The 24,547-nt window shown below is 68.1% G+C and carries 23 protein-coding genes; 15 read left to right on the forward strand and 8 right to left on the reverse strand.

Annotation, left to right across the window (positions count from 1 at the left end; genetic code table 11):
* Nucleotides 1-15 precede the first annotated feature (15 nt).
* Nucleotides 16-186 carry a hypothetical protein gene (locus tag ON41_RS41330; RefSeq protein ID WP_157185348.1) on the reverse strand — a complete coding sequence of 57 codons (171 nt, stop codon included), beginning with the start codon at nucleotides 184-186 and terminating at the stop codon, nucleotides 16-18.
* A 36-nt stretch (nucleotides 187-222) separates the two neighbouring features.
* Nucleotides 223-1,635, reverse strand: a complete 1,413-nt coding sequence (gene gad, locus ON41_RS04250) for a glutamate decarboxylase (RefSeq protein ID WP_051160954.1) — start codon at nucleotides 1,633-1,635, stop codon at nucleotides 223-225.
* Nucleotides 1,636-1,830: 195 nt separating this feature from the next.
* Here gad and gadC point away from each other — a divergent pair, with 195 nt between their 5' ends.
* The 3 genes from gadC to ON41_RS04265 are packed head-to-tail and all read left to right on the forward strand — an operon-like array spanning nucleotide 1,831 to nucleotide 5,096.
* Complete coding sequence (gene gadC, locus ON41_RS04255; protein ID WP_040745292.1) at nucleotides 1,831-3,270, forward strand: glutamate/gamma-aminobutyrate antiporter GadC; 1,440 nt, start codon at nucleotides 1,831-1,833, stop codon at nucleotides 3,268-3,270.
* On the forward strand, nucleotides 3,267-3,719 hold the full coding sequence (locus ON41_RS04260; protein ID WP_051160955.1) for a hypothetical protein: 453 nt from the start codon (nucleotides 3,267-3,269) through the stop codon (nucleotides 3,717-3,719). Before gadC ends, ON41_RS04260 begins: the two co-directional genes overlap by 4 nt.
* Before the next feature lie 6 nt (nucleotides 3,720-3,725).
* Nucleotides 3,726-5,096, forward strand: a complete 1,371-nt coding sequence (locus ON41_RS04265) for a dipeptidase (RefSeq protein ID WP_040745294.1) — start codon at nucleotides 3,726-3,728, stop codon at nucleotides 5,094-5,096.
* Nucleotides 5,097-5,164: 68 nt separating this feature from the next.
* On the opposite strand, the gene ON41_RS04270 is transcribed toward ON41_RS04265, so the two are convergent.
* A complete protein-coding gene (locus tag ON41_RS04270) occupies nucleotides 5,165-5,809 on the reverse strand; it encodes an MBL fold metallo-hydrolase (protein ID WP_040745296.1) in 645 nt (214 codons plus the stop codon).
* Between the two features lie 96 nt (nucleotides 5,810-5,905).
* Here ON41_RS04270 and purS point away from each other — a divergent pair, with 96 nt between their 5' ends.
* Both purS and purQ read left to right on the forward strand, forming a co-directional pair.
* Nucleotides 5,906-6,142 carry a phosphoribosylformylglycinamidine synthase subunit PurS gene (gene purS, locus ON41_RS04275; protein ID WP_040745297.1) on the forward strand — a complete coding sequence of 79 codons (237 nt, stop codon included), beginning with the start codon at nucleotides 5,906-5,908 and terminating at the stop codon, nucleotides 6,140-6,142.
* Nucleotides 6,139-6,816 (forward strand): phosphoribosylformylglycinamidine synthase subunit PurQ, encoded by a 678-nt coding sequence (gene purQ / locus ON41_RS04280; RefSeq protein ID WP_040745299.1) that lies wholly within the window; start codon nucleotides 6,139-6,141, stop codon nucleotides 6,814-6,816. Before purS ends, purQ begins: the two co-directional genes overlap by 4 nt.
* Before the next feature lie 71 nt (nucleotides 6,817-6,887).
* Here the strand turns inward: purQ and ON41_RS04285 are convergent, their stop codons facing one another.
* Both ON41_RS04285 and ON41_RS04290 read right to left on the reverse strand, forming a co-directional pair.
* Complete coding sequence (locus ON41_RS04285) at nucleotides 6,888-7,958, reverse strand: ABC transporter substrate-binding protein (protein WP_040745300.1); 1,071 nt, start codon at nucleotides 7,956-7,958, stop codon at nucleotides 6,888-6,890.
* 119 nt (nucleotides 7,959-8,077) lie between these two features.
* Nucleotides 8,078-9,133 (reverse strand): substrate-binding domain-containing protein, encoded by a 1,056-nt coding sequence (locus tag ON41_RS04290; RefSeq protein ID WP_040745302.1) that lies wholly within the window; start codon nucleotides 9,131-9,133, stop codon nucleotides 8,078-8,080.
* Between the two features lie 46 nt (nucleotides 9,134-9,179).
* Between ON41_RS04290 and ON41_RS04295 the strand changes: the two genes are divergently transcribed.
* Together ON41_RS04295 and ON41_RS04300 are read left to right on the forward strand one after the other, a co-directional pair.
* Nucleotides 9,180-9,617 (forward strand): MarR family winged helix-turn-helix transcriptional regulator, encoded by a 438-nt coding sequence (locus ON41_RS04295; protein WP_040745304.1) that lies wholly within the window; start codon nucleotides 9,180-9,182, stop codon nucleotides 9,615-9,617.
* 192 nt (nucleotides 9,618-9,809) lie between these two features.
* Nucleotides 9,810-11,120 (forward strand): M18 family aminopeptidase, encoded by a 1,311-nt coding sequence (locus ON41_RS04300; RefSeq protein ID WP_040745306.1) that lies wholly within the window; start codon nucleotides 9,810-9,812, stop codon nucleotides 11,118-11,120.
* Between the two features lie 21 nt (nucleotides 11,121-11,141).
* Here ON41_RS04300 and ON41_RS04305 read toward each other — a convergent pair whose 3' ends face one another.
* Entirely contained in the window at nucleotides 11,142-12,425 is a 1,284-nt protein-coding gene (locus ON41_RS04305) for a glycosyltransferase 87 family protein (protein WP_246829444.1), read from the reverse strand.
* A gap of 159 nt (nucleotides 12,426-12,584) precedes the next feature.
* Between ON41_RS04305 and purL the strand changes: the two genes are divergently transcribed.
* Nucleotides 12,585-14,876 carry a phosphoribosylformylglycinamidine synthase subunit PurL gene (gene purL, locus ON41_RS04310; protein WP_040745308.1) on the forward strand — a complete coding sequence of 764 codons (2,292 nt, stop codon included), beginning with the start codon at nucleotides 12,585-12,587 and terminating at the stop codon, nucleotides 14,874-14,876.
* 31 nt (nucleotides 14,877-14,907) lie between these two features.
* Here the strand turns inward: purL and ON41_RS04315 are convergent, their stop codons facing one another.
* Entirely contained in the window at nucleotides 14,908-15,198 is a 291-nt protein-coding gene (locus ON41_RS04315; protein ID WP_040745310.1) for a YiaA/YiaB family inner membrane protein, read from the reverse strand.
* A 138-nt stretch (nucleotides 15,199-15,336) separates the two neighbouring features.
* On the opposite strand from ON41_RS04315, the gene ON41_RS04320 reads away from it, so the two are divergent.
* From ON41_RS04320 to ON41_RS04335, 4 genes are all read left to right on the forward strand, one after another.
* Complete coding sequence (locus ON41_RS04320; RefSeq protein WP_083905119.1) at nucleotides 15,337-17,094, forward strand: alpha/beta hydrolase; 1,758 nt, start codon at nucleotides 15,337-15,339, stop codon at nucleotides 17,092-17,094.
* Nucleotides 17,095-17,165: 71 nt separating this feature from the next.
* The gene (locus ON41_RS04325) at nucleotides 17,166-17,717 is read left to right on the forward strand and encodes a CPBP family intramembrane glutamic endopeptidase (RefSeq protein WP_246460925.1); all 552 of its coding nucleotides are present in this window, start codon (nucleotides 17,166-17,168) and stop codon (nucleotides 17,715-17,717) included.
* A 107-nt stretch (nucleotides 17,718-17,824) separates the two neighbouring features.
* Nucleotides 17,825-18,157: a hypothetical protein gene (locus ON41_RS04330; protein WP_157185349.1), complete on the forward strand. Its 333-nt coding sequence runs from the start codon at nucleotides 17,825-17,827 to the stop codon at nucleotides 18,155-18,157.
* A gap of 9 nt (nucleotides 18,158-18,166) precedes the next feature.
* A complete protein-coding gene (locus ON41_RS04335; protein ID WP_246829445.1) occupies nucleotides 18,167-18,553 on the forward strand; it encodes a sterol carrier family protein in 387 nt (128 codons plus the stop codon).
* Between the two features lie 281 nt (nucleotides 18,554-18,834).
* On the opposite strand, the gene ON41_RS04340 is transcribed toward ON41_RS04335, so the two are convergent.
* Nucleotides 18,835-20,172 (reverse strand): YhgE/Pip domain-containing protein, encoded by a 1,338-nt coding sequence (locus ON41_RS04340; RefSeq protein WP_373281316.1) that lies wholly within the window; start codon nucleotides 20,170-20,172, stop codon nucleotides 18,835-18,837.
* A 113-nt stretch (nucleotides 20,173-20,285) separates the two neighbouring features.
* Between ON41_RS04340 and purF the strand changes: the two genes are divergently transcribed.
* From purF to ON41_RS04355, 3 genes are all read left to right on the forward strand, one after another.
* A complete protein-coding gene (gene purF / locus ON41_RS04345) occupies nucleotides 20,286-21,875 on the forward strand; it encodes an amidophosphoribosyltransferase (protein WP_040745319.1) in 1,590 nt (529 codons plus the stop codon).
* 328 nt (nucleotides 21,876-22,203) lie between these two features.
* Nucleotides 22,204-23,760: an ABC transporter substrate-binding protein gene (locus tag ON41_RS04350; protein ID WP_040745321.1), complete on the forward strand. Its 1,557-nt coding sequence runs from the start codon at nucleotides 22,204-22,206 to the stop codon at nucleotides 23,758-23,760.
* 83 nt (nucleotides 23,761-23,843) lie between these two features.
* On the forward strand, nucleotides 23,844-24,547 hold a 704-nt coding region (locus ON41_RS04355; RefSeq protein WP_040745323.1), incomplete at its 3' end, for an ABC transporter permease.

A 24,547-nucleotide genomic window follows, 5' to 3' on the forward strand; every position in this document is an offset into this window, starting at 1 on the left:
CGGTCCACCCGCGCACTAGCCGTAGAGGCGGATGAAGTCCTGGGTTGGGTCGACGGCGGGCACTGTGTGGGTTGATGAGGTGCCCTCGATGGGGGTTTCCTCGACGTAGTGGGTGGGTTCGGCGGGCAGGTGGCGCCATTGGGCGCGTGGATCGTCGGCCTGTTCGCGGTGATTGTTCGATGACATGACGTCCCCCTCCGGAATCGTGTCACTTCATGGTACCTATGCCAGCCCCGCTCGCTGTCGCAGTTCTTCGGTGGGGACCGTGGGGGTGGCGCTGTGGGTGAAGCCGCCTGCTTCCTCGTGTGTGAGGGGGACCGTGGGTGGGTGTTTGTCCAATTGGCCCAGGGCTCGGTGCATGTCGGTGAGGAACAGGTCGGACATGTCGTGGCTGAAGCCGTGGCGGATGAGGACTCGCATGATGGTCTCGTCGTCGCGGTCGGCGGGGAGGGGGTAGGCGGCGACGAGCCAGCCTCGGGTGCGGAGGCGGTCGGAGAGGTCGTAGAGGTTGAAGGGCTGGTCGCCCTTGATCCGCCAGGAGACGGCGGCGATGCCGTGCAGAGGGTCGCCGCCGTGGATGATCTCGAACGGACCCAGGCGTTCGATGCCCGCGGCCAGGTGTTGCGCCGCGGTGTAGGCCGCCGACTGCACGCGCCGGTAACCCTCACGGCCGAGCCGGATGAATTCGTAGTACGAGGTGACGACCTGGCCGCCGGGACGGGAGAAGTTGAGGTTGAAGGTGGCCATATTGCCGCCGAGGTAGTCGACGTTGAAGATCAGTTCCTCGGGCAGGTCGGCCTTCTCGCGCCAGATCGCCCAGCCCGCGCCGAGCGGGGCCAGGCCGGTCTTGTGGCCGGAGGCATTGATCGACTTCACGCGCGGTAACCGGAAGTCCCACACCAGTTCCGGCGCGGTGAAGGGAGCGAGGAAACCGCCGCTCGCGGCGTCGACGTGGATCGGGATGTCGAGACCGGTCTCGGCCTGTAGGTCGTCGAGGGCGCGGCTGATTCCGGCGACGTCCTCGAACAGGCCGGTGAAGGTCTGACCGAAGGTGGGCACCACCATCATGGTGTTCTCGTCGCAGTGCGCCGCGATGTCGTCGGGATGCATGGTCAGGCGGTCGCCGCGCAGCGGGATCTGCCGGATGTCGACGTCGAAATAGCGCGCGAACTTCTCCCAGCACACCTGGACGGGCCCGCAGACGAAATTCGGGATCCCCTGCCCGCCGCGATTGCGCCAGCGGAACTTGGCCGCCAGCCCGCCGAGCATGGCGGCCTCGCTGGAACCGGTGGTCGAGGTACCCAGCGTGGTGGCGGGATCGGGCGCCTGCCACAGGTCGGCGAGCATGCGAACGCAGCGCCGCTCCAGCTCGGCCGTCTGTGGGTATTCGTCCTTGTCGACGATGTTCTTGTCGATCGACTCGTTCATCAGGCGACGGGCCTGGTCGTCGACCCAGGTGGTGCAGAACGTGGCCAGATTCATCCGGGCGACGCCGTCGAGCATCAGCTCGTCGTGGACGATCTGATAGGCGGCCTGCGGGAAGATCTCGGCCTTGGGGAATTCGGATTTGGGCGCACCCGACTCCAGCGGCGGCAGCGCGAACAGGTCGTCGGTTTCGGTGGGACCGTCGGGCATGGAATCGATGATGGCACCTTCCGTCGAGCGGGTCTCCCCCCGATGGTTGCGGATTGTTAACGAAAGATAGCTAGGAGATCGAAAATCGCCCACCACGTGCGATGTGACGTGGCACAGTGACCACAAACGGTGTCGTTTCGGCCGTTTGCTCGATGTTCTCGATCTTAGGGGTAGCGGGCAGCAGAAGGAGCGGTCATGGCGACATCGGTGCCGGCCGACCGGGCGACGAAGACCGCCGTGGTCACCAAGTACATCTCGTGGGTGACCCTGGCGCTGATGACCACCAGTTCGGTGGCGAGCCTGCGGGCCGCCCCGACCATGGCGGTGTACGGCCTGGCGTGCGTATTCCTGTATCTACTTCCGGCGCTGCTGTTCCTGCTGCCGACCGCGTTCGTCGCGGCGGAACTGGCGTCCGGCTGGAACGGCGGCGTCTACAAGTGGGTGGGGGAGGGGCTGTCGAAGCCGCTGGGCTTCCTCGCGGTGTGGTGCCAGTTCGCGATGACGATCTTCTACTACCCGAGCCTGCTGGCCTACGTCGCGAGCACCTTCGCCTACATCATCCATCCGTCGCTGGCGTCGAACGGGCCCTATGTGGCGATCGTGATCATCGTCATCTACTGGGCGGGTGTGTACGTCTCCTCGCACGGCACGAAAACCGTTGCGGGACTGTCGAGTATGGGCTTGGTGATCGGCACGCTGATCCCCGGCGTACTGCTGGTCGTGCTCGGCCTGGTATTCCTGGCCCAGGGCAACGCGTCGGCCGCGCCGATGGACTCCGCGCACCTGCTGCCCGCGTGGACCGGTCTGGCCAGCCTGGTCCTCATCGTCAACAACTTCCTCAGCTACGCCGGTATGGAGATGAACGCCGTGCACGTGTCGTCGCTGAAGGATCCCGGCCGGGAGTATCCGAAGGCGATGGTGCTGGCCGTGGCGCTGGTGCTGGCGATCTTCATCGTGCCCGCGGTGGTGATCAGCTGGGTGGTGCCGTCGCGGAACCTGAGCCTCACCGCCGGTGTGATGCAGGCGTTCGACGGATTCTTCAACCACTTCCGAATCGGTTTCCTCACACCGGTTCTCGGCGTGCTGCTGGTGGCCGCGGCGCTGGGCGGCATGCTGACGTGGCTGGCCGGGCCGTCGAAGGGGCTGCTGCTGATCGGCCGCACCGAGGGGTATCTGCCGCCCATCCTGACCCGGGTGAACAAACACGGGGTGCAGCAGAACATGCTTGTCGCACAAGGGATTTTCACCACGCTGCTGGCGCTGCTGTACGCGTTCATCCCCGACGTCTCCAGCGCGTACTGGATCCTGTCGGTGATCACCACGCAGGTGTATCTGATCATGTACGTGCTGATGTTCCTGGCCGCCGTGCGGCTGCGGCGCACGCAGCCCGACCACCCGCGCGGCTACCGGGCGCCGATGCTGGTGGCGCTGTGTGGGCTGGGGACCGTCTCGTCGGTGGCGGCGTTCCTGATCGGCTTCGTGCCGCCCTCGCAGTACGGCAGCGGGAACGCGCTGGGTTACATCCTGCTCGTGGGCGCCGGCATGGGCATTGTCGGACTGCTGATTCCGTACCTGTTCTTCCGATTCCGCAAGCCGCACTGGAAGACCGAGGTCCCGCAGGAGGCGCTGGTATGACCGTGGGCCACCATCTGGAGACGGCGGAGCAGACCCGCCACCGGCGTATCGTCAACGCGGTGGTGGCGGGTGTGCTGGTGCTGATCGCGGTGATCGGGCTGCTGGTGTTCGAGCAGACGAAGCAGGACTCGAGGACCGAGCAGCTCGCGCAGCAGTTGCACGACCGGCTCGTCGCCGCGGGCCTGCCCGCTCCGGACACCGACGTGATCGGCGATTCGCTGGGCAGCGACGGCGGCCTGATCTGCCAGGATCCGACCTCGCCACTGATCGCGGCGCGTTACCGGTCTTCGATCACCAACGGCGCCTCCGGTCCAGGGAGCCGTCCGGTGATCGCCGACCGCGACACCATCGCGGCCACCGAGCTGGCCATCGATACGTACTGCCCCGATCACCTGCGCGCCTACCTCGAGCGGATGAGCGATCTGAAGCTCGGAGATACGACGAAATGAGCTGATATGACCGATGATTCCCGCACGGCCGCCCTGCGCGCCGAGGTGCGCTCCCTGATGCCGCGGGCGAAAGCCGATCTTACCGAACTGGTTTCGTACCGATCGGTGGCCGATCCCCGGCAGTTCCCGGCCGAGGACTGCGAGCGGGCCGCGCAGTGGGTGGCCGACGCGTTCCGTGAGGTCGGGCTGACCGATGCCGGACTGCACGAAACCCCGGACGGCAGTAAGGCCGTCGTCGCTCGGTATCCGGCGCCCGCCGGTGCGCCGACGGTCATGCTGTACTGCCACTACGACGTGCAACCGCCGCTCGACGACGCCGCCTGGCACACGCCGGTCTGGCAGCTCACCGAGAAGGGCGGCCGCTGGTACGGGCGCGGCGCGGCCGACTGCAAGGGCAATATCGTCACCCACCTGACCGCGCTGCGAGCGTTGCGGGAAACGGTGGGCGGCAGTGATTTTCCCGTCGGCATCACATTGGTGGCGGAAGGGTCGGAGGAGCAGGGGACCGGCGGGCTGGAAGCCTTCGTGCCGGGCAACGCCGACCTGTTGCGCGCGGATGCCCTGGTCATCGCCGACTGCGGCAACTTCGCGGTCGGCGTGCCGACGTTCACGCAGACCCTGCGCGGCAACGTGAATGTGATCGTCACCGTCGAAACCCTCTCCGGGCCTATGCATTCCGGTATGTTCGGCGGGCCCGCTCCCGATGCGCTGGCGGCCATGATCCACCTGCTGGCCACGCTGCGAGATGCGAAGGGCAACACCACGATCGACGGTCTCACCGCCGACCAGACCTGGGACGGCGTGCAATATCCGGCCGAGCAGTTCCGCGCCGACGCCGGCGTGCTCGACGGCGTCGACCTGCTCGGTGACGGCACCGTCTCCGATATGGTCTGGGCCCGGCCCGCCCTGACCGTGCTGGGTATCGATGTGCCGCCGGTGGTCGGTTCCTCGGCGGCCATCCAGCCCCGGTCCCGCGCCCGGCTGAATCTGCGGATCCCGCCCGGCATCGATCCGGACAAGGCGCTGAAGGCGCTGACCGCACACCTCGAATCGCATACGCCCTGGCACGCGAAGGTCTCGGTGGAATCCGAGGGCACCGGCGCGCCGTTCCGCTCCGGCACCGGCGGCCCGGCCCGCGCGGCCATGGAGGCGGCCTTCCACGCCGCCTACGGCCGCGAGGCCACCACCGAGGGCCAGGGCGGCTCGATCCCCCTGTGCAACGTCTTCGCCGGCACCTACCCCGACGCCGAGATCATGCTCATCGGCGTCGAGGAACCGAAATGCCTCATCCACGCCCCCAACGAGAGCGTCGACCCCACCGAGATAGAACACATGGCCCTCACGGAGGCCCTGTTCCTCGCCACCTACGCCGGATAGTCACGCAGACGACAGCGACTCCCTCGTTTCCGGCCTGCTTTCGGCAGGAACGCACAGGTGGGCGTGCACTACAGCTCGATGTGGTCTTCGGGCTCGATGACGGTGAATTCGGTGTCGGCGGGGCGCATTTCGGAGAGGCGGCCGAAGTAGATGCCCTGGGCCTCGGGGGCGATGATGCCGTAGTGGATGGGGAGGGCGGTGCGGGGGGAGACGGCGCGAAGGTAGTCGACGGCCTCGCTGATCTTCATCCAGGGGGCGACGGCGGGGGTGGCGAGGACGCCGACGCTGACCGGGGGGACCCACAGGGAGTCGCCGGGGTGGACGAACTGGGCGGGGTCGTCGGGGCTGCCGAGCTGGAAGACGGTGTTGTCGATGACCGGGAGTTCGGGGTGGATGACCGCGTGCCGCCCGCCGCCGCCGGTGATCTGCACGTCGCCGACGGACAGCACGTTGCCGGCGTGCACCGGCTCCCACGGCTCGCCGCGCTGCTGCGCGGTCTGCGGATCGCTGAGCAGCCGGGCCTGCGGATTCGCATCCAGCAGCGCGCCGATCCGGTTGGGGTCGATGTGATCGGGATGCTGATGGGTGATCGCGATCGCGTCGAGGCCGGTGATGCCCTCGAATCCGTGCGAGAAGGTGCCGGGATCGAACAGGATCTTCGCGCCGTTGAGCTCGACCAGAACGCAGGAATGACCGAAGTGGGCTATGCGCATGTCTTCACGGTAGTGGTGTGCGCCCCGGCGAGCCCGGTGCGCACCGCCCCGATTAGGCTGTTCAGGTATTCCCCCACCAGCGTGAGGAGCAGTCGCGTGGCACGAGTCGTGGTCGAGGTGATGCCGAAGACCGAGATCCTGGATCCGCAGGGTCAGGCGATCGTCGGTGCGCTCGGGCGCCTGGGCTTTCCCGGTGTCTCGGATGTCCGGCAGGGCAAGCGGTTCGAGCTCGACGTGGACGACAGTGTCGGCGACGCGGAGCTGGAGAAGATCGCGGAAGCGCTGCTCGCCAACACCGTCATCGAGGACTGGAAAGTGGTGCGGGTGTCGTGACCGCGCGCATCGGGGTCATCACCTTTCCGGGCACCCTCGACGACGTCGACGCCGCGCGGGCCGTGCGGCTGGCCGGCGCCGAGGCGGTGAGCCTGTGGCACGCCGACGCCGATCTGAAGGGTGTGGACGCGGTCGTCGTTCCCGGCGGCTTCTCCTACGGCGACTACCTGCGCGCGGGCGCCATCGCCCGGTTCGCGCCGGTGATGGGTTCGGTGGTCGAGGCGGCCGGTAAGGGCCTGCCGGTGCTGGGCATCTGCAACGGTTTCCAGGTGCTGTGCGAGGCGGGGCTGCTGCCCGGCGCGCTGACCCGCAACGAGGGCCTGCACTTCGTCTGCCGCGACGAATGGCTGCGGGTGGAGCAGACCGGCACGGCGTGGACCTCGCGCTACGAGCCGGGCGCCCAGATCCTCGTGCCGGTCAAGAACGCCGAGGGCCGCTACCAGGCCGCGCAGCCGGTGCTCGACGAGCTCGAGGGTGAGGGCCGCGTGGTGTTCCGCTACGCCGGCGAGAATCCGAACGGCTCCCAGCGCGATATCGCCGGAATCTCCTCCGCCGACGGCCGCGTCGTCGGCCTGATGCCCCACCCCGAACACGCCACCGAGCCGTTGACCGGGCCGAGTGATGATGGGCTGGGGATCTTCCTGTCGGTGATTGATTCGCTGGTTTCGGCTTAGTCGCCCCTGTTTTCCGGCCAAAAGCATGCCGGAAAACAGGGAAGGTGGCATGCCGGGACGTGGTGGCGTTCTCAGACCCTGACCAAGGGCTCGAATTCCGCTCCGTTGGCTCGGCACACTCGGACCGGCTGCTCGAATTGGTTGCCGGACAAGGTGAATTCGCCGGTGGCGCGGTCGAGGACCAGGCCGGAGTCGACGGTGGTGTGGATGCGGTCGACCTCGATCGACTTGGCGGCCGCCGTCAGGCCCTGGAGGACGTGCAGGGACTGGTAGTTGCAGGTGGCGAAGCGGCTGAAGGACGGGGCGAAGCGGCCGTGCAGGCGGTGGTAGCGCTCGAGGCGTTCGCGGTCGGTGCGTAGTCGCGGGTCGGGGATGACGCTGGATGGCACGTAGATGTTGGCGTTCGCGAACGGGCCACCGGCGGCCAGCAGATTCTCGTCGGCGGTCGGGCCCGTGCGGAACTGGTGATCGGCTCGCCCGCTCGCGGCGAAGGCGCGATTGAAGCGGGCCGCGTCGCCGCCGACCAGCAGCACGATCACCCCGTCGGCCGTATCGAGTCGCGGATCGTCCAGTGCCGCGCCGAAATCCTCGGTGCCCAGGGGAAAGACGTACTCGGCGACGAGTTCGTGCGGGCGGTCCAGGAGTCCGCGCAGGGTCGGGACCATCAACCGCGACCAGATGTAGTCGCTGGCGACGATGGCCCAGCGGTGCGCGCCGAATTCGCGGTGCAGCCACTCCAGGGCGGCGACCGTCTGCGCGCCCGGATTCTCGCCGATCATGAAGACCCCGCGCCGGGGACCGAAATGACCCTCGTCGCCGATGCCGAACAGGCACGGCACCCGGCCGTCGGCGGCCGCCATGATCCCCGCGCGCACATCCGGCATGGGAATGCCGGTGATCGCGTGCACCATCCCGGTGGCGAGGAAGGCCGACACCTCGCGGGCGACCTCGTCGGCCGGCCCGCCGCCGTCGATGGTCGTGATCCGCGCCTCGCGGCCGAGAATCCCACTGCCGCTGTTGATTTCGAGTTCGGCCAGGCGGGCGGCCGCCTCGCAGGACGCGCCGATGATCCCGCCGGAGCCACGCAGCGGTACGACGTTGAGGATCTCGACGGTCTCGTCGTGCACCCCCGGCGTTCCCATATCGGCACTTCCCGTCAGCTGTGCTGGTGGTGGCGGATACTGCTCCATGCCCCGGCGTAGGACATCGCGAGTTTACTCACAATGTAGATAGGGGTTGACGCCTCGCGGGGGAAGGCGTGTCAGGAAATCCGGCCGAGAATGTCGAAGTCCACGCCCCGGGCCCGGGCGATCTGCGCCGACTGGACCGCCTGATTGTCGCGGAAGCTGCGCTCGCCCGACGGGGTGCTGAGCACGGCCCCGTCGCGCAGGACGGCGTGGATGCGCGGCACGTCGAGGGTGCCGGCCGCGGACGCGACCGCGCGCAGGGTGTGCATCGCCTCGTAGCTGGTGTTACCGAAGTAGGTGAGCTGCGGCGCGAAGGTGCCGTGCATGGCCCGGTACCGGTTCAGCCGCTCCCGGCCGGGAAAGAACGACGAGGAGACGTAGAGGTTGTCGTTGGCCGCCGCGCCCGCGGACAACAGCACGGTCTCGTCGACGGCCGGGCTCACCCGGACCTGGCGGGCGGCGCGGCCGGTGCGGGCGAACTGGCGGTTGAAGTGGGCCGCGTCGGTGCCGACCAGCAGCATGACGACGCCGTCCGCCTCGTCGAGACGGGCATCCGCGAGGAAATCGCCGAAGTCGCCGGTGCCCAGCGGCACGAATCGCTCGAGCACGATCGACGCCGGATCGAGTGCGGAGTGGATGGCCTCGGCCGTCGCCCGCGGCCAGATGTAGTCGTTGCCGATGATCGCCCAGCGCCGGGCGCCGAACTGGCCGCGCAGCCACCGCATGGCGGCCAGGACGTGGCCCTGCGGATCCTCGCCGATCAGCAGCACGCCCGGCATCTCGTCCGGCAGGCCCTCGTGCGTGGTCGCGTAGAGGTAGGGGACGCGACCGTCGGCGGCTCGCGCGACGGCGCGGCGCACCGCGGAGATGTGCCAGCCGGTGATCGCGTGCACCATGCCGGTGGCCAGCAGGGCCGAGACCTCCCGGGCCACCTCGCGGGGCGTGCGCCCGCCATCGATGGTGGTCACGCGCACTTCGCGCCCGAGAATTCCTGGGCCGCTGTTGATCTCATCCACGGCCAGCGAAATTGCGGCGTCGCACGACGGGGCCACAATTCCGCCGGAGCCCTGGAGGGGAACGATGTTGAGAACCTCGATCACATCGTCCGGACTCTCGCGCAACGCGAACATTCGGTACCCTTCTTCTCGTCCGAGCGAAAATGATGGGCGGGAAAATATGTCGACCATTGTAGGTGGATTTGCAACGCTTCACGGAGCGCTGCGTGCCGCCGAGCGCAGTTGGTTACGTCACCTCGATGCGGCATTGTGTGCCAGGCAACTTTCGGCCGATCAATGGGCGATGCTGTCGAAATTGTCGGATCAGGTGGGCGTCACGATGAGCGAGCTGGCCGCTCGCGCGCAGCTACCGCCCTCATCGGCCACCCGGCACGCCGATGCGCTGGCCGAACGCGGGCTGATCTTCCGGATCGCCGCGGAGGACGACCGCCGCCGCATCCTCATCGGTCTCACCAAGCGGGGCACCGAACTGGTCGACTCGGTGCGTGCCGAGGAGTCGCGGGCCGAGGAGGAATTGCGCAAGCGGATCGGCGCCCGGAGTCATGCCGAACTGCTGCGTTTGCTCGAATTGGTGGCCGAGGTCCCGGTCGCCGACTGACCGGGGAAAGAAACCGCCGAATCATCCTACGTCTCGCTCGGTACTCGAAACTGTATTTCATTGCCGGACCGTAATTCTCGGATACCGCGTGATTATTTTTCAGAGGCGATGTCTGGTCGGCACAGTCGGCGTAGCCGTCCTCAGTCCGCGCACGGCCGGAGCGAATGCGAAGGTACGCCTAAGATCGCCCGTATGCCTGTCTCGACCACCGCGACGGCGTCCGGGCTGTGTGCCTTCGTCGACGCCTCGCCGTCCCCGTTTCACGTCGTCCGCACCGTGGCCGCCGAACTGGAGGGCCACGGCTTCACCGAGTTGCCGGAGCGCGAGCCCTGGACGGACGGCGGGTCGGGGCGGTATTTCGTGGTGCGGGGCGGATCGCTGGTCGCGTGGGCCGGTGCGGCCGACGGTCCGGCTGCCCATCCCTTCCGCGTGGTCGGCGCGCACACCGACAGCCCGAATCTGCGGGTGAAACAGCATCCCGACCTGGCGTCGGCGGGCTGGCAGCTGGTCGGGCTGGAGCCCTACGGCGGCGCCCTGCTCAACTCGTGGCTGGACCGGGAACTCGGCATCTCCGGCCGGCTCTCGCTGCGCGACGGGGACGTCGTGCGGGAGCGGCTGGTCCGCATCGATGAGCCGCTGCTGCGGGTGCCGCAGCTGGCCATCCACCTGTCCGAGGACCGGCGCGGGGTGACCCTGGACCCGCAGCGGCACGTCAACGCGGTCTGGGGCGTCGGGGGCGAGCCGCGCTCGTTCCTGGAGTACGTGGCCGAGCGGTCCGGGGTCGATCCCCGCGCGGTGCTGGGGTGGGAGCTCATGACCCACGATCTGTCGCCCAGCGTGCTGGTCGGGCGCGATCGCGACCTGGTCAGCGCGCCCCGCCTGGACAATCAGGGCACCTGTTACGCGGGCCTGCGCGCCCTGCTGGCCGCCGTCGAGGATCCGGGTGCGGCGACGCCCGTGCTCGCGATGTTCGATCACGAGGAGGTCGGCAGCCAGTCCGACCGCGGCGCGCAGTCGGATCTGCTCCCGGCGGTGCTGGAGCGGATCGTGCTGGCCCGCGGCGGCGGGCGGTCGGAATACCTTGCGGCCCTGGCCGGTTCGGTCTGCGCGTCCGGGGATATGGCGCACGCGACGCACCCCAACTATCCCGAGCGGCACGAGCCCGCGCACCGCATCGAGGTCAACGGCGGTCCGGTGCTGAAGGTGAACCAGAACCTCCGCTACGCCACGGACGCCGCCGGGGCGGGCGCCTTCGCCCTGGCGTGCGCGCGGGCCGGGGTGCCGCTCCAGCGCTACGTGCACCGCGCCGACCTGCCCTGCGGCTCCACCATCGGCCCGATGACCGCCGCCCGCACCGGCATGCCCGTAGCCGACGTCGGCGCACCGCAGCTGGCCATGCACTCGGCCCGCGAACTGATGGGCGCGGACGACGTGACGTCCTACGCCGAGGCCCTCGCCGCCTTCTTGACCCCGGCCAAAAGCATCCCGGGGAACGAGGGTTAGGAGCATCCCGGGGAACGACGGTTAGGCGGGTGCTGGGGAGGGGCGGTGGAAGAAGGCTCCGATGGCCAGGACGGCGAAGGTGACCAGGACGTAGCTGCTGCCGATCAGTTGCTCCCACAGGGACCAGGACAACTCTTCGTCGTGCTGGTGGGGCAGGAGCCAGTGGGGGCCGACGAAGAACATCACGGTGACGGCGAAGAGCAGGGCCGTGAACGCGCGACCGCGCCGGCGGCGTTGGGGCGCTTCGCCGTTCGTGCCGCGGGTGGTTTCGGCGGCGGCGACGGTCAGCATCGCCGGGGCCACCCAGATCCAGTGGTGCGACCACGAGATCGGCGAGACGAGCAGGACCGCGGCGGCGTTGACCAGCAGCGCGGAGATCTCGGCGCCCGCGTCCAGGAGGCGCTTCATCCACATCGCCGCCAGCCCGACGGCGACGACCGACAGCACGAGCCAGATCAGCGTCGCGGCGGTATCGGAGGTGCCGAGACGGAAGGCGAAGCCCTTGAGCGATTGGTTCCCGGCGTAGGCGGGCGGTCCGATGCGGCCGGTATCCCACATGGTGTGGAACCAGTACTCGGCCGAATCGTGCGGGAACAGCAGGAATCCCAGCGCGATCGCGCCCGCCGCCGACAACACCAGGGTGATCGAGGTCCGCCAGTCCCGGCGGAGCAAAAAGTAAAGGAGATACGCGGCCGGGATCAGCTTGATCGACACCGCGATGCCGATGAGCATCCCCCGCGGCCAGAACGGCTTGCGCACCAGCACGTCCAGGGCGATCGCGGCCATCAGGACCAGATTGATCTGCCCGAAGTTGAAGGTCTGCCGCACCGGTTCGGTGAGCCCCAGAATCGCCACCGCGCCGATCACCAGGGCCAGCATGGTCGGGCGGTCCAGCGAGGGGCGTAATCGAGTCAGTACCAGCCACAGCGTGATCCCCAGGCTCCCCAGGGATACGGCCAGCACCACCCATTCGGCCGCGCCCAGCGACAGCAGAGCGAGCGGCGTGAACAGCAGCGCCGCCAGCGGCGGATAGGTGAACGGCAGCCCGATCCCGCCCGATTTCGGCATCGGGCCGTACAGATCACCACCGTCGAGCCACACCCGGGCGCCGTTGCGGTACACCTGGAGATCGATGTAGCCGTGCCATAGCTTGGCGAAGTGCGAGACGATCGCCGAGAGCACGAACAAGCCGATGGCTATGGCCAGCAGACGTAGCTGACGGGTTGTCAGACCCATTGCGCGCGGCCGTTCGGAGGTGGCCACAGGCACTTCGCCGGGATCCGCGACCCTGGAGCGATCTGTCACTTGATCAGGGTATCCCGCGACAGGTTGGTCGCCTGGTCGGGTGGGGTTTGCCACACACTAGACTGGGGCGGTCTCCCCGCCCGCTCGAGCCTCGCGCACCATCCGGCGCCTCTGCCGGTTGCCAGCCGTATGCCCGGCCGAAAGGACCCTGGTACTCCCGTGACTGTCCACGTCGACACCGTCAGCGCCGCCGCAGCCACCCCGGATACCCCGCAGCCGTACAAGGAATTGGGCCTGAAGGACGACGAATACGCCCGCATCAGGGAGATTCTCGGCCGCCGCCCGACCGACGCCGAGCTGGCGATGTACTCGGTGATGTGGAGCGAGCACTGCTCCTACAAGTCCTCCAAGGTGCACCTGCGCTACTTCGGCCAGACCACCACCGACGAGATGCGCGCCGCCATGCTCGCGGGCATCGGCGAGAACGCCGGCGTGGTCGACATCGGCGACGGCTGGGCGGTCACGTTCAAGGTCGAGAGCCACAACCACCCGTCCTACGTCGAGCCGTATCAGGGCGCGGCGACCGGCGTCGGCGGCATCGTGCGCGACATCATGGCGATGGGCGCGCGGCCGATCGCGGTCATGGACCAGCTGCGATTCGGCGCGGCCGACCACCCCGACACCCGGCGCGTGGTCGACGGCGTGGTCCGCGGCGTTGGTGGGTACGGCAATTCGCTGGGCTTGCCGAATGTCGGCGGCGAGACCGTCTTCGATGCCTCCTACCAGGGGAACCCGCTGGTGAACGCGCTGTGCGCGGGCGTGATGCGGGTCGAGGACCTGCACCTGGCGTTCGCGTCCGGCGAGGGCAACAAGATCATTCTCTTCGGCGCGCGCACCGGCCTGGACGGTATCGGCGGCGTATCCGTGCTGGCCTCGGACACCTTCTCCGGCGACGAGTCGGGCACGGGGCGCAAGAAGCTGCCGAGCGTGCAGGTGGGCGACCCGTTCGCGGAGAAGGTACTCATCGAGTGCTGCCTCGAGCTGTACCACGCCGGACTGGTCGTCGGCATCCAGGATCTCGGCGGCGCCGGATTGTCCTGTGCCACATCCGAGCTGGCGGCCGCCGGCGACGGCGGCATGCACGTCGAGCTGGACCGGGTGCCGCTGCGGGCGGCGAATATGACTCCCGCCGAGATCCTCTCGAGCGAGTCGCAGGAGCGCATGTGCGCGGTGGTGACGCCCGAGAACGTCGACGCCTTCATGGCCGTCTGCGCGAAGTGGGACGTGCTGGCCACCGTCATCGGCGAGGTCACCGACGGCGAGCGCCTGGTGGTCACCTGGCACGGCGAGACCGTCGTGGACGTGCCGCCGCGGACCGTCGCGCACGAGGGGCCGGTCTACGAGCGCCCGGTGCGGCGTCCCGACGAGCAGGACGCGCTGATCGCCGACGTCCCGGATACGCTGGCGCGCCCCGAGACCGGCGACGAACTGCGCAGTACCGCGCTGACCATGCTCGCCAGCCCGCAGCTGTGCAGCCGCCGCTGGATCGTGGAGCAGTACGACCGCTACGTGCGCGGCAACACCGTGCTGGCCGAGCACGCCGACGCCGGTGTGATCCGCATCGATGAGTCGTCGGGGCGCGGTATCGCGCTGGCCACCGACGCCTCCGGCCGCTACACGAAGCTCGATCCCTACACCGGCGCGCAGCTCGCGCTGGCCGAGGCGTTCCGCAATGTCGCCGCCACCGGCGCCACCCCGAAGGCCGTGACCAACTGCCTGAACTTCGGCTCGCCGGAGGATCCGGGCGTGATGTGGCAATTCCAGCAGGCGGTGCGCGGGCTCGCGGACGGCTGTGTGGCGCTGGGCATTCCGGTCACCGGCGGCAATGTCAGCTTCTACAACCAGACCGGGCAGACCGCGATTCTGCCGACCCCGGTGGTGGGCGTGCTGGGTGTCATCGATGATGTGCACCGGCGCATCCCGACCGGCCTGGGCGCCGAGCCGGGCGAGACGCTGATCCTGCTGGGCGATACCCGCGACGAATTCGGCGGTTCCATCTGGGCTCAGGTCGCGCACGACCACTTGGGCGGGGTGCCGCCGCGGGTCGACTTCGCCCGCGAGCAGCTGCTGGCCGAGGTGCTCACCGCCGGCTCACGCGACGGGGTGATCACCGCCGCACACGATCTCAGCGAGGGCGGCCTGATGCAGACGGTCGTCGAGGCCGCGCTGGCCGGCGAGACCGGTTGCCGCATCCTGCTTCCCGAGGACGCCGACCCGTTCGTGACGCTGTTCTCCGAATCGGCGGGCCGCGTGCTGGTGGCGGTGCCCCGCACGGAGGAGACCCGCTTCACCAAGATGTGCACGGCCCGCGGCCTCCCGTGGGTCCGCATCGGCGTCGTCGACCAGGGCTCGGATTCGGTGGAGGTGCAGGGCCAGTTCTCGGTGACCTTGGCCGAACTGCGCGAGACCTTCGAAGGGACCCTGCCGAAGCTGTTCGGCCATGTGAATTAACCCTGGTTCCGGCACGTTTTTGGCCGGAACCTCACCCCACCACCTTGAACGGATCGTGCTCGGCCATCAGCTTTTCCATGCGGGCCTCGTCGATGCGGTGGGTGACGCGGGACGTCTCGACCTGGTCGCGGACCACCTTGGCGAGGGTGAAACTGCTGCTGACCAGGAAGAGCGCGGACATCAGGAGGAAGCCGCGCTGCCAGATGTCCAGCGGTAGGTAGAGGATTCCCGCGCCGGTCGCGATAAAGCTGACGCCGAAGGCGATCGCGGCCTGCGCGAGAAAGGCGGGAGTGCTCTTCTGCTGCGAGTTCGGGTTGCTCATGGGTACAGCGTGCCGGTCGCGGGCACCGCGATCGTGGGTAGAACTACTCGGATCGGACGGGTATTTCCCGCGCGCTGCGTTACTGTCCTCACGCCGTGAGGTCCCCGATTTCCGACCCCGGGTCGCCATACTAGACGGGTGCTCGACACCGCGGACACTCTCACAACGCTGCGTTCACGCAGCGTTGTTGTCGTCCGGCGGGGTTCGCGGCTACTGCGCCGGCTCGAGGACGACATCATCGACCTCAACTATGTCGGCCTGGTGGTCGCGACCGTCTTCTTCGCCTGGTCGGTGACGCCGTCGCTGCTGCCGCGCGATTGGCTGTTCCAGGGCCTCATCAGCGGTCTGAACGCCGCGATCGGGTACGGCGCGGGCTGCGTGCTCGAGTGGTTGTTCCGCAAGTGGATTCGGCCCAAGATCCCGATCGGCTCGCCGCCGCTGCCGGTGCGGTACGCGATCAAGCTGACGGTGCTGGCGCTCTGTGTCCTGGTCGCGATCTGGATGCTGGTGCTGTCGGCGGACTGGCAGCGGCAGATCTCCGCGCTGATGGATATGGAGGGCACCACGCGCGCGGCCTACCTGCGCACCGGGGTGCTGAGCCTGGCGGTGGGCGTCATCGTGGTGGCGGCGTATCGCACGCTGCGGGAGATCGTGCGGTTCTTCGCCCGGCTGCTCAGCCGCTGGGTGTGGGTGCCGCCCAAATTCGCGCCGACCGTCGGGGCGATCGTGCTGGCGATCTTGGCGGTGACGCTGTTCAACGGCGTGGCGACGCGGGCGTTCTTCGCGGTGGCCAACTCGGCGTTCAGCGTCCGCAACGACAAGATGTCGGATTACGCCGTGCAGCCGGAGCAGGCCGAACGCTCCGGCAGCCCGGCCTCGCGGGCGAAGTGGGAGACGCTGGGATCGGAAGGGCGCTGGTTCGTCTCGCACGGGCCCGACGCGTTCCGCATCGGCGCGGTGACGAAAGCGCCCGCCCGCGAACCGGTCCGGGTGTACGTCGGCCTGGACTCCGCGCAGGACGGCGAGACGCAGGAGCAGCTGGCGGTCGACGAGTTGGAGCGCACGCACGCCTTCGACCGGAAGGTGCTGGTCGTCGTCACCACCACCGGGACGGGCTGGGTGAATTCGCAGACGGCCGGGGCGCTGGAGTACCTGTACCACGGCGATACGGCGATCGTCGCCTCGCAGTATTCGTATCTGCCCAGCGTGCTGTCGTTCCTGGCGGACCGCGAGAAGGTGGCGGTGGCGGGGAAGAAGATGTTCGACGCCATCCACGCGGCGTGGTCGGCGCGTCCACCGGAGTCGCGGCCGAAGCTGCTGGTGTACGGGGAGAGTCTGGGCTCGCAGGGGTCGGAGTCGGCCTTCGACGGGCTGGCCGATCTGCGCGGCGAGGTGGACGGCGCGATGTGGGTGGGGCCGCCGAATTCGAATCGGCTGTGGAAGCAGTTCATCGAGCGCCGCGACCCGGGCACCCGCGAGGTGGAGCCGATCTACGCCGACGGGCTGGTGGTCCGATTCGCCTCCGATTCACCCGATCTGAACAGGCCCTCGCCGGACTGGCGGCGGCCGCGCATCGCCTATCTGCAACACGCCTCGGATCCGATCGTGTGGTGGTCGCCGGATCTGATCTTCTCCCAGCCCGATTGGCTGTCGGAGCCGCGCGGGCCGGACGTGTCCTCGCAGATGCGCTGGTGGCCGTTCGTCACGTTCTGGCAGGTGGCCGTCGACCTGACCAATGCCCAGAGCGTGAGCGACGGGCACGGGCACAACTACGGCAGCCTGGTGCTGGACGGATGGGTCGCGGTGCTCCCGCCGCCGGACTGGACCCCGGAGGTGCACGAGAGCATCCGCACCCAGCTGGAGTTGTCCGAGGAATTCGAGCGTGCGGTGAAATGATGAAAGGTTCTGCCGCCGCCGGTATTCCGCTGCTGTGGAGCAATATTGTGTTGCCCAGGCTCGCTCTCGGTATGCGTGGTCGGACGGTCGCCAACGCTGCCTTCGCCACCGGCTACGGCATCACGTTCGGCGGGCGGCCGAACTGGGGGTCGGGGCGCGGATTGCGCTGGGGTGCAGGGGCGGCGGCCGTTGTCGTGGCGGGTTACGGTGTTGCGCTGTCGATTCCGGCGCTGCGCTCCCGGCTCGCCGGATTCGCGGACCGGGCTCCGGAGGCGCCGCTCGCGGAGTGGGCCGTGGTCCATATTCCGATCGGCACCGTCTACAGCGAGGAGCTGATCTTTCGCGGCACCCTCGATCCGCTGCTCGACGATGTCGCCGGTTCCGTCGGAAAGTGGCTCGGGCCACTGATATTCGGGCTCTGGCACATCCATCCCGCTCGGTCCGCCGGTGACAACGTCCCGGCCTCCGTCGCCGCCACCGCGGCGGGAGGTCTGGTGTTGTCCTGGCTGCGTCGCCGCTCCGGTAGCGCGACCGCCCCGGCCCTGCTGCATCTGGCCCTCAACGACGGTGGAGCACTCGCGCCCGCCGCGGCCCGTGCAATGCTGCGCCGCCCCGTTGAATAACACCAAACCTGTTGTTGCGGTGAGTATCTCGCTGGCTGTTCGCTCGAGGGGGTATGGCAACGATTCGGCACCTTCACCGGATGCGGCGGGTGCGGCAGAATTCCGTCATGCGCATGTTGATGCTGGTACTGGCGATCGTCGGGGCCCTGGTCGGGGCGGGGGCCGCGTCGTCGGTCGCGGTGATCGCCGAGCGCGGCGCACCGGCTGTCCCGTCCCCACCGGAACCCGTCGAGCGGTCGGGATACAGCTGTGACCAGCAGAGCGAGGTCGTGGCCGTGGCCATTTCCTACTCGAATTCGAATCCGTGGGAGCTGAGCACTCTGCCCGATCCGGAGGCGGTGGCCCTGCTGGGTGCGGTGGCCGGGGCGCTGGTCGGCGTGGCGGCCGGGTACTGGTTCGGCAGGACGGGCTGGACCCTGCGGTGGGAGCGCACCGGTTAGGCTCGATCGGTGGCACGACAGGCGGCAATGGATCCGGCGGAATTGCGGAAAGTGCTGGTGGCGGTGAGTGACTGGCTGCGCGACGAGACCGTCGCGGCGCCGGCGCGCACCGATCTCGCGGCGGCGGTGCGGGGGAGCGCTCGGACGCTGGCCGCGCAGGCGCCGGGGCATTCGGTGGAGGTCCGGGTGCCGCCGTTCGTGGCGGTGCAGTGCATCGAGGGGCCGCGGCATACGCGGGGCACGCCGCCGAATGTGGTGGAGACGGACCCGCGGACCTGGTTGTTGCTGGCCACGGGGTTGTTGTCCTTCGCGGACGCGGTGGAGTCGGGTGCGCTCAGCGCCTCGGGGCTGCGGGCCGAGGAGGTAGCGCGCTGGCTGCCGCTGGTGCCGCTGTGAGTCGCGGCGGTCCGCTCCCAGCGAGTGCCAGCGGATCCTCAGCGGATTGCTCGTTCCGTCCCAGGTAGAAGGCGAATTCGCCCATAGCGTTGTCTGTGTGCGGCAATCCGGTCGCATACCGAGAGCGCCCCGTGTGCGGGGAGGACGGAGTTACCGATGTTCCAGTTGTTCCAGCCCATCGTCGATTGGTTCCACCCGATGTGGGACCAGGTGCCGCAGTTCCTGGGTAACCACAGTCCTTGGCATCGGTGAGGGAATGGGGATGCTTGGGCCGGGCCCGCTCAGGCGGGCTCGGGGCGGGGGTTGGTCGGCTTGCGTTCCAGGCCCTTGCGGTCGTAGATGCGGGTGATGGTTAGGCCGAGGATTGTGCCTATGGCAAGGCCCAGGACGGTCATCCAGATGCCGCGGGTGAGGCCGGCGTCGCCGTTGCCGTTGAAGTAGAGGATCGAGCGGACGCCGAGGAAGACCTGGTGCATGGGCTCGAAGTTGGCCAGCCATTCGAAGTACTTCGGCGTCGCCTCGATCGGGACGGTGCCGCCCGAGGAGGGCAGGCCCAGGATGACGAAGACGATCAGGTTGACGATCAGGCCCGAGGTGCCGATCGCGGCCAGGACCGAGGTGCAGGTGAAGCCGACGGCGATCATCACGAACGCGCCGTAGAGGAACAGCGCCAGCGGTTTGTCGATCGGCATCCCCAGGGCCTTGCCGATGCCGAGCAGCGCCGCGGACACGACCACCGCCATCGTCACCACGACCGACCACTTGATCAGCAACGTCTGCACCCGCGAGATCGAGGCCCGCGGATAGTGCACGTACCACGGCCCCCATTCGGTGGGCAGGAACCCCAGCGCCGCATCGATCAGCTGGTGGATGATCATCGCCCCGACCATGCCGACCAGCAGGAGCAGCAGGCTGTAGAAGAAGGCCGTCAGCCCCTCACCCGAACCGCCGGGGAGCGGGCGATACTGCTCGACCACGATATTCAGCGGCTTCTCGAGGGTGATCCGGGCCGCGCCCGAGAGTTCCGGTGCGGGCGGACCGTCCGGTGCGGGCGCCAGCTGAGCCTGGACCTGCTCGGTCAGTTGTTTGCCGACCTGCGCCTGAACCTGGGTCAGCGCCTCCTCGCCGAACCGTTGCAGGATGGCCGTGGCGAACGCGCCCGTGCGCGGATTGGTCTGCAACGTGATGATCGGCCGCTCGATATCGCCCGGCACGATACTGCCGATGCCGAGAATGCCCAGCCGCTTGGAGAAGTCGCTGGGGATGTAGATGGTCCCGTACACCTGCGCGGACTGCATGGCCTGCTGCGCCTCGTTCGCGCCGACCACCCGCAGATCGATCTTGTCCGACGGCACGGCCTGCTGTAGCCCCTCGGCGACCTGCTTGCCGAAGTTCACCTGCTTCTCCTGGCCGGGCGCGCCCATGGTGTCGCCGACGTCCTGGTTGACGAGCGCGACCGGAAAGCCGTGCAGGTTCTTCTCGGGATCAACGACATAGTCGAGATACATCACACCCAGCAGCGAGGCCAGCAGGGTCATCACGATCACCGGGAAAACCCACTTCACCGGGGTCAGATGCCGGGTGGGAGGACTCACTTCCGCGCTGTCGGTAGTCGCCACGGGGGGAACGGTAACAGCAAATACCCTGCCACCCGGGTGATCCCGCGCGAGGTTTCCCCGCGATGACCCGTAGACTGATCATTGCCCCCAGCCCGCCGAACAGGGAGCAAACGGTGACCAACGCCGACATGTCGGTCGACAGCCCCAACCTGCTGCACAATCCCGCTCCGGATCAGCCCGAGAACGAGCCGCGCGAGGAGTGCGGAGTCTTCGGTGTCTGGGCTCCGGGCGAGGATGTGTCCAAGCTCACCTACTACGGTCTGTACGCATTGCAGCACCGCGGCCAGGAGGCGGCGGGCATCGCCGTCGCCGACGGCTCGCAGGTGCTGGTGTTCAAGGATCTCGGCCTGGTGAGTCAGGTGTTCGACGAGCAGACGCTGGCCGCCATGCCGGGTCACGTCGCCATCGGGCACTGCCGCTACTCGACCACCGGCTCGGTCACCTGGGAGAACGCCCAGCCGATCTTCCGCACCACCGCGGTGGGCAGCGGATTGGCCCTGGGCCACAACGGCAATCTGGTCAACACCGCCGAGCTGGCCACCCGGGCCCGGGACCTGGGCTTGAACAGCGGCCGCCTCTCGGGCGGTTCGATGTCGGCCACCTCGGACTCCGACGTCATGACCGCGCTGCTGGCCCACGCCGCCGCCGACAAGAGCATCGAGCAGGCCGCGATGGAACTGCTGCCGACGCTGCGCGGCGCGTTCTGCCTGACCTTCATGGACGAGCACACCCTCTACGCCGCGCGCGATCCGCATGGGGTGCGCCCGCTGTGCCTGGGGCGGCTGGACCGCGGCTGGGTGGTTGCCAGCGAGACGGCGGCGCTGGATATCGTAGGCGCCTCGTTCGTGCGGGAGATCGAACCGGGCGAACTGCTGGCGATCGACGCCGACGGCGTGCGCTCGCTGCGCTTCGCGAATCCGGAGCCCAAGGGCTGTGTCTTCGAGTACGTCTACCTGGCCCGTCCCGACAGCACCATCTCCGGCCGGTCGGTGCACGGCACCCGCGTGGAGATCGGCCGCCGCCTGGCCAAGGAGCATCCCGTCGACGCCGACCTGGTCATCCCGGTGCCCGAATCGGGGACCCCGGCCGCGGTCGGCTACGCCCAGGGCTCGGATATTCCCTACGGCCAGGGCCTGATGAAGAACGCCTACGTCGGCCGCACCTTCATCCAGCCCAGCCAGACCATCCGCCAGCTCGGCATCCGGCTGAAGCTCAATCCGCTGCGCGAGGTCATCCGCGGGAAGCGCCTGATCGTCGTCGACGATTCGATCGTGCGCGGCAACACCCAGCGCGCGCTGATCCGCATGCTGCGCGAGGCCGGCGCGCTGGAGATCCACGTCCGCATCGCCTCGCCGCCGGTGAAGTGGCCGTGTTTCTACGGCATCGACTTCGCCTCGCGCGCGGAGCTGATCGCCAACGGCGCGGGGCCCGACGCGGACGAATCGGCCGAGGCGATGGTCGAGAACGTGCGGCGCTCGATCGGCGCCGACAGCCTCGGTTACATCTCGATCGACGGGATGATCGCCGCCACCGAGCAGCCGAGCACGCGGCTGTGCGCGGCCTGCTTCGACGGCAAGTACCCGATTCCCCTGCCCTCCGAGGTGGCCATCGGCAAGAATGTGCTCGAGGGCATCCTCGGCGGGAAGAGCGAGTCGGAACTGCTGGGCGAGAACGCGAATGCGAGCGCGCTGAGCCGTCCCTGAAACATAGTTGCGCGTCCACGCGGCGTACTGCCGAGTAATGCCACCCTGTCCGGTCCGGGCATTGCGCAGCATGCAATAGTTCCGGCTGGAGCGTGCCTGGGCCGACACATTTCTGGCACGGAACACTCTAATTGTTGCGAAACGCAACATATTTGCAATGGCCCGGCGGTACTGTCCCCGCCATACCGAAGTTCACCGCGTCGCGCCCGGACTGAGATCCAGCCACCGGGTGCGTCGCGTTGCGGAGATGAGGGACAGCATGCGGTTATCGGCGACACAGGCGTCGGGTGCTCTAGGAAGTACGGCGAAAGGTATTGCGGCAGTAGGCATGGCGGGCCTCGCGCTACTGGCGGTAGCGGGGTGCGGTGCCGGCCGCACCGGCGAGGGGGATGCGGGCGGCGGGCTGGTCATCGGCACCACCGACAAGATCTTCTCGCTGGATCCGGCGGCGGCCTACGACCAGGGGTCCTACGTACCCGAGACACAGATCTTCCAGCACGTCATGAATTTCGCGCCCGGTAAGACCACGCCGGAGCCGGACGCCGCGGAGAAGTGCGAGTTCAGCACCCCCACCGTGTACACGTGCACGATCAAGAAGGGGCTGAAGTTCGCCAGCGGAAATCCGTTGACGGCCAAGAGCGTCAAGTTCTCCTTCGACCGGATGGTCAAGATCAACGACCCGAACGGCCCGGCCTCCCTGCTGGGGAATCTGGACCACACCGACGCGGCCGACGACTACACGGTGGCGTTCACCCTCAAGAACGCCAACGATCAGACCTTCCCGGCGATCCTGCCGACCCAAGCCGGGCCGATCGTCGACGAGACGGTCTTCCCGGCCGACAAGATTCTCGACGACGACGCGGTCGTGAAGGGGAAGGCGTACTCCGGCCCGTACACGATCACCAGCTACGACAAGAACAAGCTGGTCGAGTACAAGGCGAATCCGGACTACAACGGCCTGCTCGGCAAGCCGAAGACCGAATCGGTGTCCACGAAGTACTACGCCAGCGGCGACAATCTCAAACTCGAGATCCAGAACGGCAATATCGACGTCGCGTACCGCAGCCTGAGCCCCACCGATCTGGAGTCGTTGCGCGGCAACGATAAAGTGGCGGTGCACGAGGGCCTCGGCGGCGAGCTGCGCTACATCGTGTTCAACCTCAACACGATGCCGGGCGGTACGCCCGAGCAGAAGCTGGCCGTTCGCAAGGCCGTCGCCTCCAGTATCGACCGTGACGCGCTGTCGTCGCAGGTCTACAAGGGCACCTACACTCCGGCGTATTCGTCCGTGCCGCAGGGCTTCCCGGGCGCGACCGAGTCGTTCAAGGATATCTACGGCGCGAAGCCGAACAAGGCGCAGGCGGCCAAGTTCCTCACCGACGCCGGTGTCGCGGGCCCGGTGGAGATCAACTTGCAGTACAACCCGGACCACTACGGCGGCTCCAGTTCCGAGGAGTACGCGGCGATCAAGAGCCAGCTGGAGGCCACCGGGCTGTTCAAGGTCAATCTGCAGTCCACCGAATGGGTCACCTACCAGCGGGAGCGGGCGCGCGACGGCTACCCGGTCTATCAGATGGGCTGGTTCCCGGACTATCCGGATCCGGACGACTACCTGACCCCGTTCTTCGCGCCGAACAACTTCCTGCAGAACCACTTCGAGGATCCGGCCATCACCGCGCAGCTGACGGCGGAGGTGACTCAGCCCGACAAGGACAAGCGCCTGGCCATCATCCAGCAGGTGCAGCGCGATATGGCGGACAAGCACATCTCGATCGTGCCGCTGCTGTCCGGTAAGCAGATCGCCATCACGACCAAGGGCGTCCAGGGCACCGAGTCGACACTCGATCCGTCGACCAAGTTCCGCTACAGCGTGCTGAGCAAGTGACGACCGCGACCACCGAGCAGGAGCCGGCCGCCCCGGCTCCTGCTCCTCGGAATGCGCCGGGTCGCAGCCGATCCCGCTACGGGGTGCTGCTGCGGTACCTGAGTGTGCGGCTGCTGCTGATCGTTCCGACGGCCTGGATCCTGGTGACGGTCGTCTTCTTCCTGATGCGGGTCGTCGGCGATCCGATCAGCGCCGCGCTGGGCGGACATCTGCCGCCGGATCAGATCGAGGCCCGCAAGGAGGCGGCCGGGCTCAATCGCCCTGTGCTGAGCCAGTATTGGGACTACATCTCCGGGCTGGTGCGCGGCGACTTCGGCCGCTCCACCGACAACCGGGCCATCGGCGACATCATCGCCAGCTATGGTGCGGCCACGCTGGAGCTGGTGTTCTGGGCGCTGCTGGTGGCCTTCCTGGTCGGAGTTCCGCTGGGCCGCTACGCCGCTCGCCGCCGGGACAAGGCGGCGGATGTGGGGCTGCGGCTGTTCGGGATCCTGGTCTACGCGGCCCCGGTGTTCTTCGTCGGCCTGCTGTTGAAGCTGATCTTCGCGGTGAAGCTGGGCTGGCTGCCGGTGGCCGGGCGGGCCAGCACCAATGTCGAACTGGCGCTCCAGCACGTCTCGCCCAAGACCAATATCCTGACCATCGACGCGATCCTCTACGGCGACAGCGGGTATCTGGTCGACGTGCTGAAACACGCGGTACTGCCCGCGATCGCGCTCGGCCTGCTGACCGCGGGCATCTTCCTGAGGCTCGTGCGTATCAACCTGATCCAGACGCTGCGCAGCGA

Origin of the sequence: Nocardia transvalensis NBRC 15921, assembly GCF_000308875.1 — a bacterium.
Lineage (GTDB): Bacteria > Actinomycetota > Actinomycetes > Mycobacteriales > Mycobacteriaceae > Nocardia > Nocardia transvalensis.

Coding starts and splice junctions, on each gene's coding strand:
- ON41_RS41330 (WP_157185348.1), bottom strand. CDS start 186: ATGTCATCGAACAATCACCGCGAACAGGCCGACGATCCACGCGCCCAA.
- gad (WP_051160954.1), bottom strand. CDS start 1,635: ATGCCCGACGGTCCCACCGAAACCGACGACCTGTTCGCGCTGCCGCCG.
- gadC (WP_040745292.1), top strand. CDS start 1,831: ATGGCGACATCGGTGCCGGCCGACCGGGCGACGAAGACCGCCGTGGTC.
- ON41_RS04260 (WP_051160955.1), top strand. CDS start 3,267: ATGACCGTGGGCCACCATCTGGAGACGGCGGAGCAGACCCGCCACCGG.
- ON41_RS04265 (WP_040745294.1), top strand. CDS start 3,726: ATGACCGATGATTCCCGCACGGCCGCCCTGCGCGCCGAGGTGCGCTCC.
- ON41_RS04270 (WP_040745296.1), bottom strand. CDS start 5,809: ATGCGCATAGCCCACTTCGGTCATTCCTGCGTTCTGGTCGAGCTCAAC.
- ON41_RS04285 (WP_040745300.1), bottom strand. CDS start 7,958: ATGGGAACGCCGGGGGTGCACGACGAGACCGTCGAGATCCTCAACGTC.
- ON41_RS04290 (WP_040745302.1), bottom strand. CDS start 9,133: ATGTTCGCGTTGCGCGAGAGTCCGGACGATGTGATCGAGGTTCTCAAC.
- ON41_RS04295 (WP_040745304.1), top strand. CDS start 9,180: ATGTCGACCATTGTAGGTGGATTTGCAACGCTTCACGGAGCGCTGCGT.
- ON41_RS04300 (WP_040745306.1), top strand. CDS start 9,810: ATGCCTGTCTCGACCACCGCGACGGCGTCCGGGCTGTGTGCCTTCGTC.
- ON41_RS04315 (WP_040745310.1), bottom strand. CDS start 15,198: ATGAGCAACCCGAACTCGCAGCAGAAGAGCACTCCCGCCTTTCTCGCG.
- ON41_RS04325 (WP_246460925.1), top strand. CDS start 17,166: ATGCGTGGTCGGACGGTCGCCAACGCTGCCTTCGCCACCGGCTACGGC.
- ON41_RS04330 (WP_157185349.1), top strand. CDS start 17,825: ATGCGCATGTTGATGCTGGTACTGGCGATCGTCGGGGCCCTGGTCGGG.
- ON41_RS04350 (WP_040745321.1), top strand. CDS start 22,204: ATGGCGGGCCTCGCGCTACTGGCGGTAGCGGGGTGCGGTGCCGGCCGC.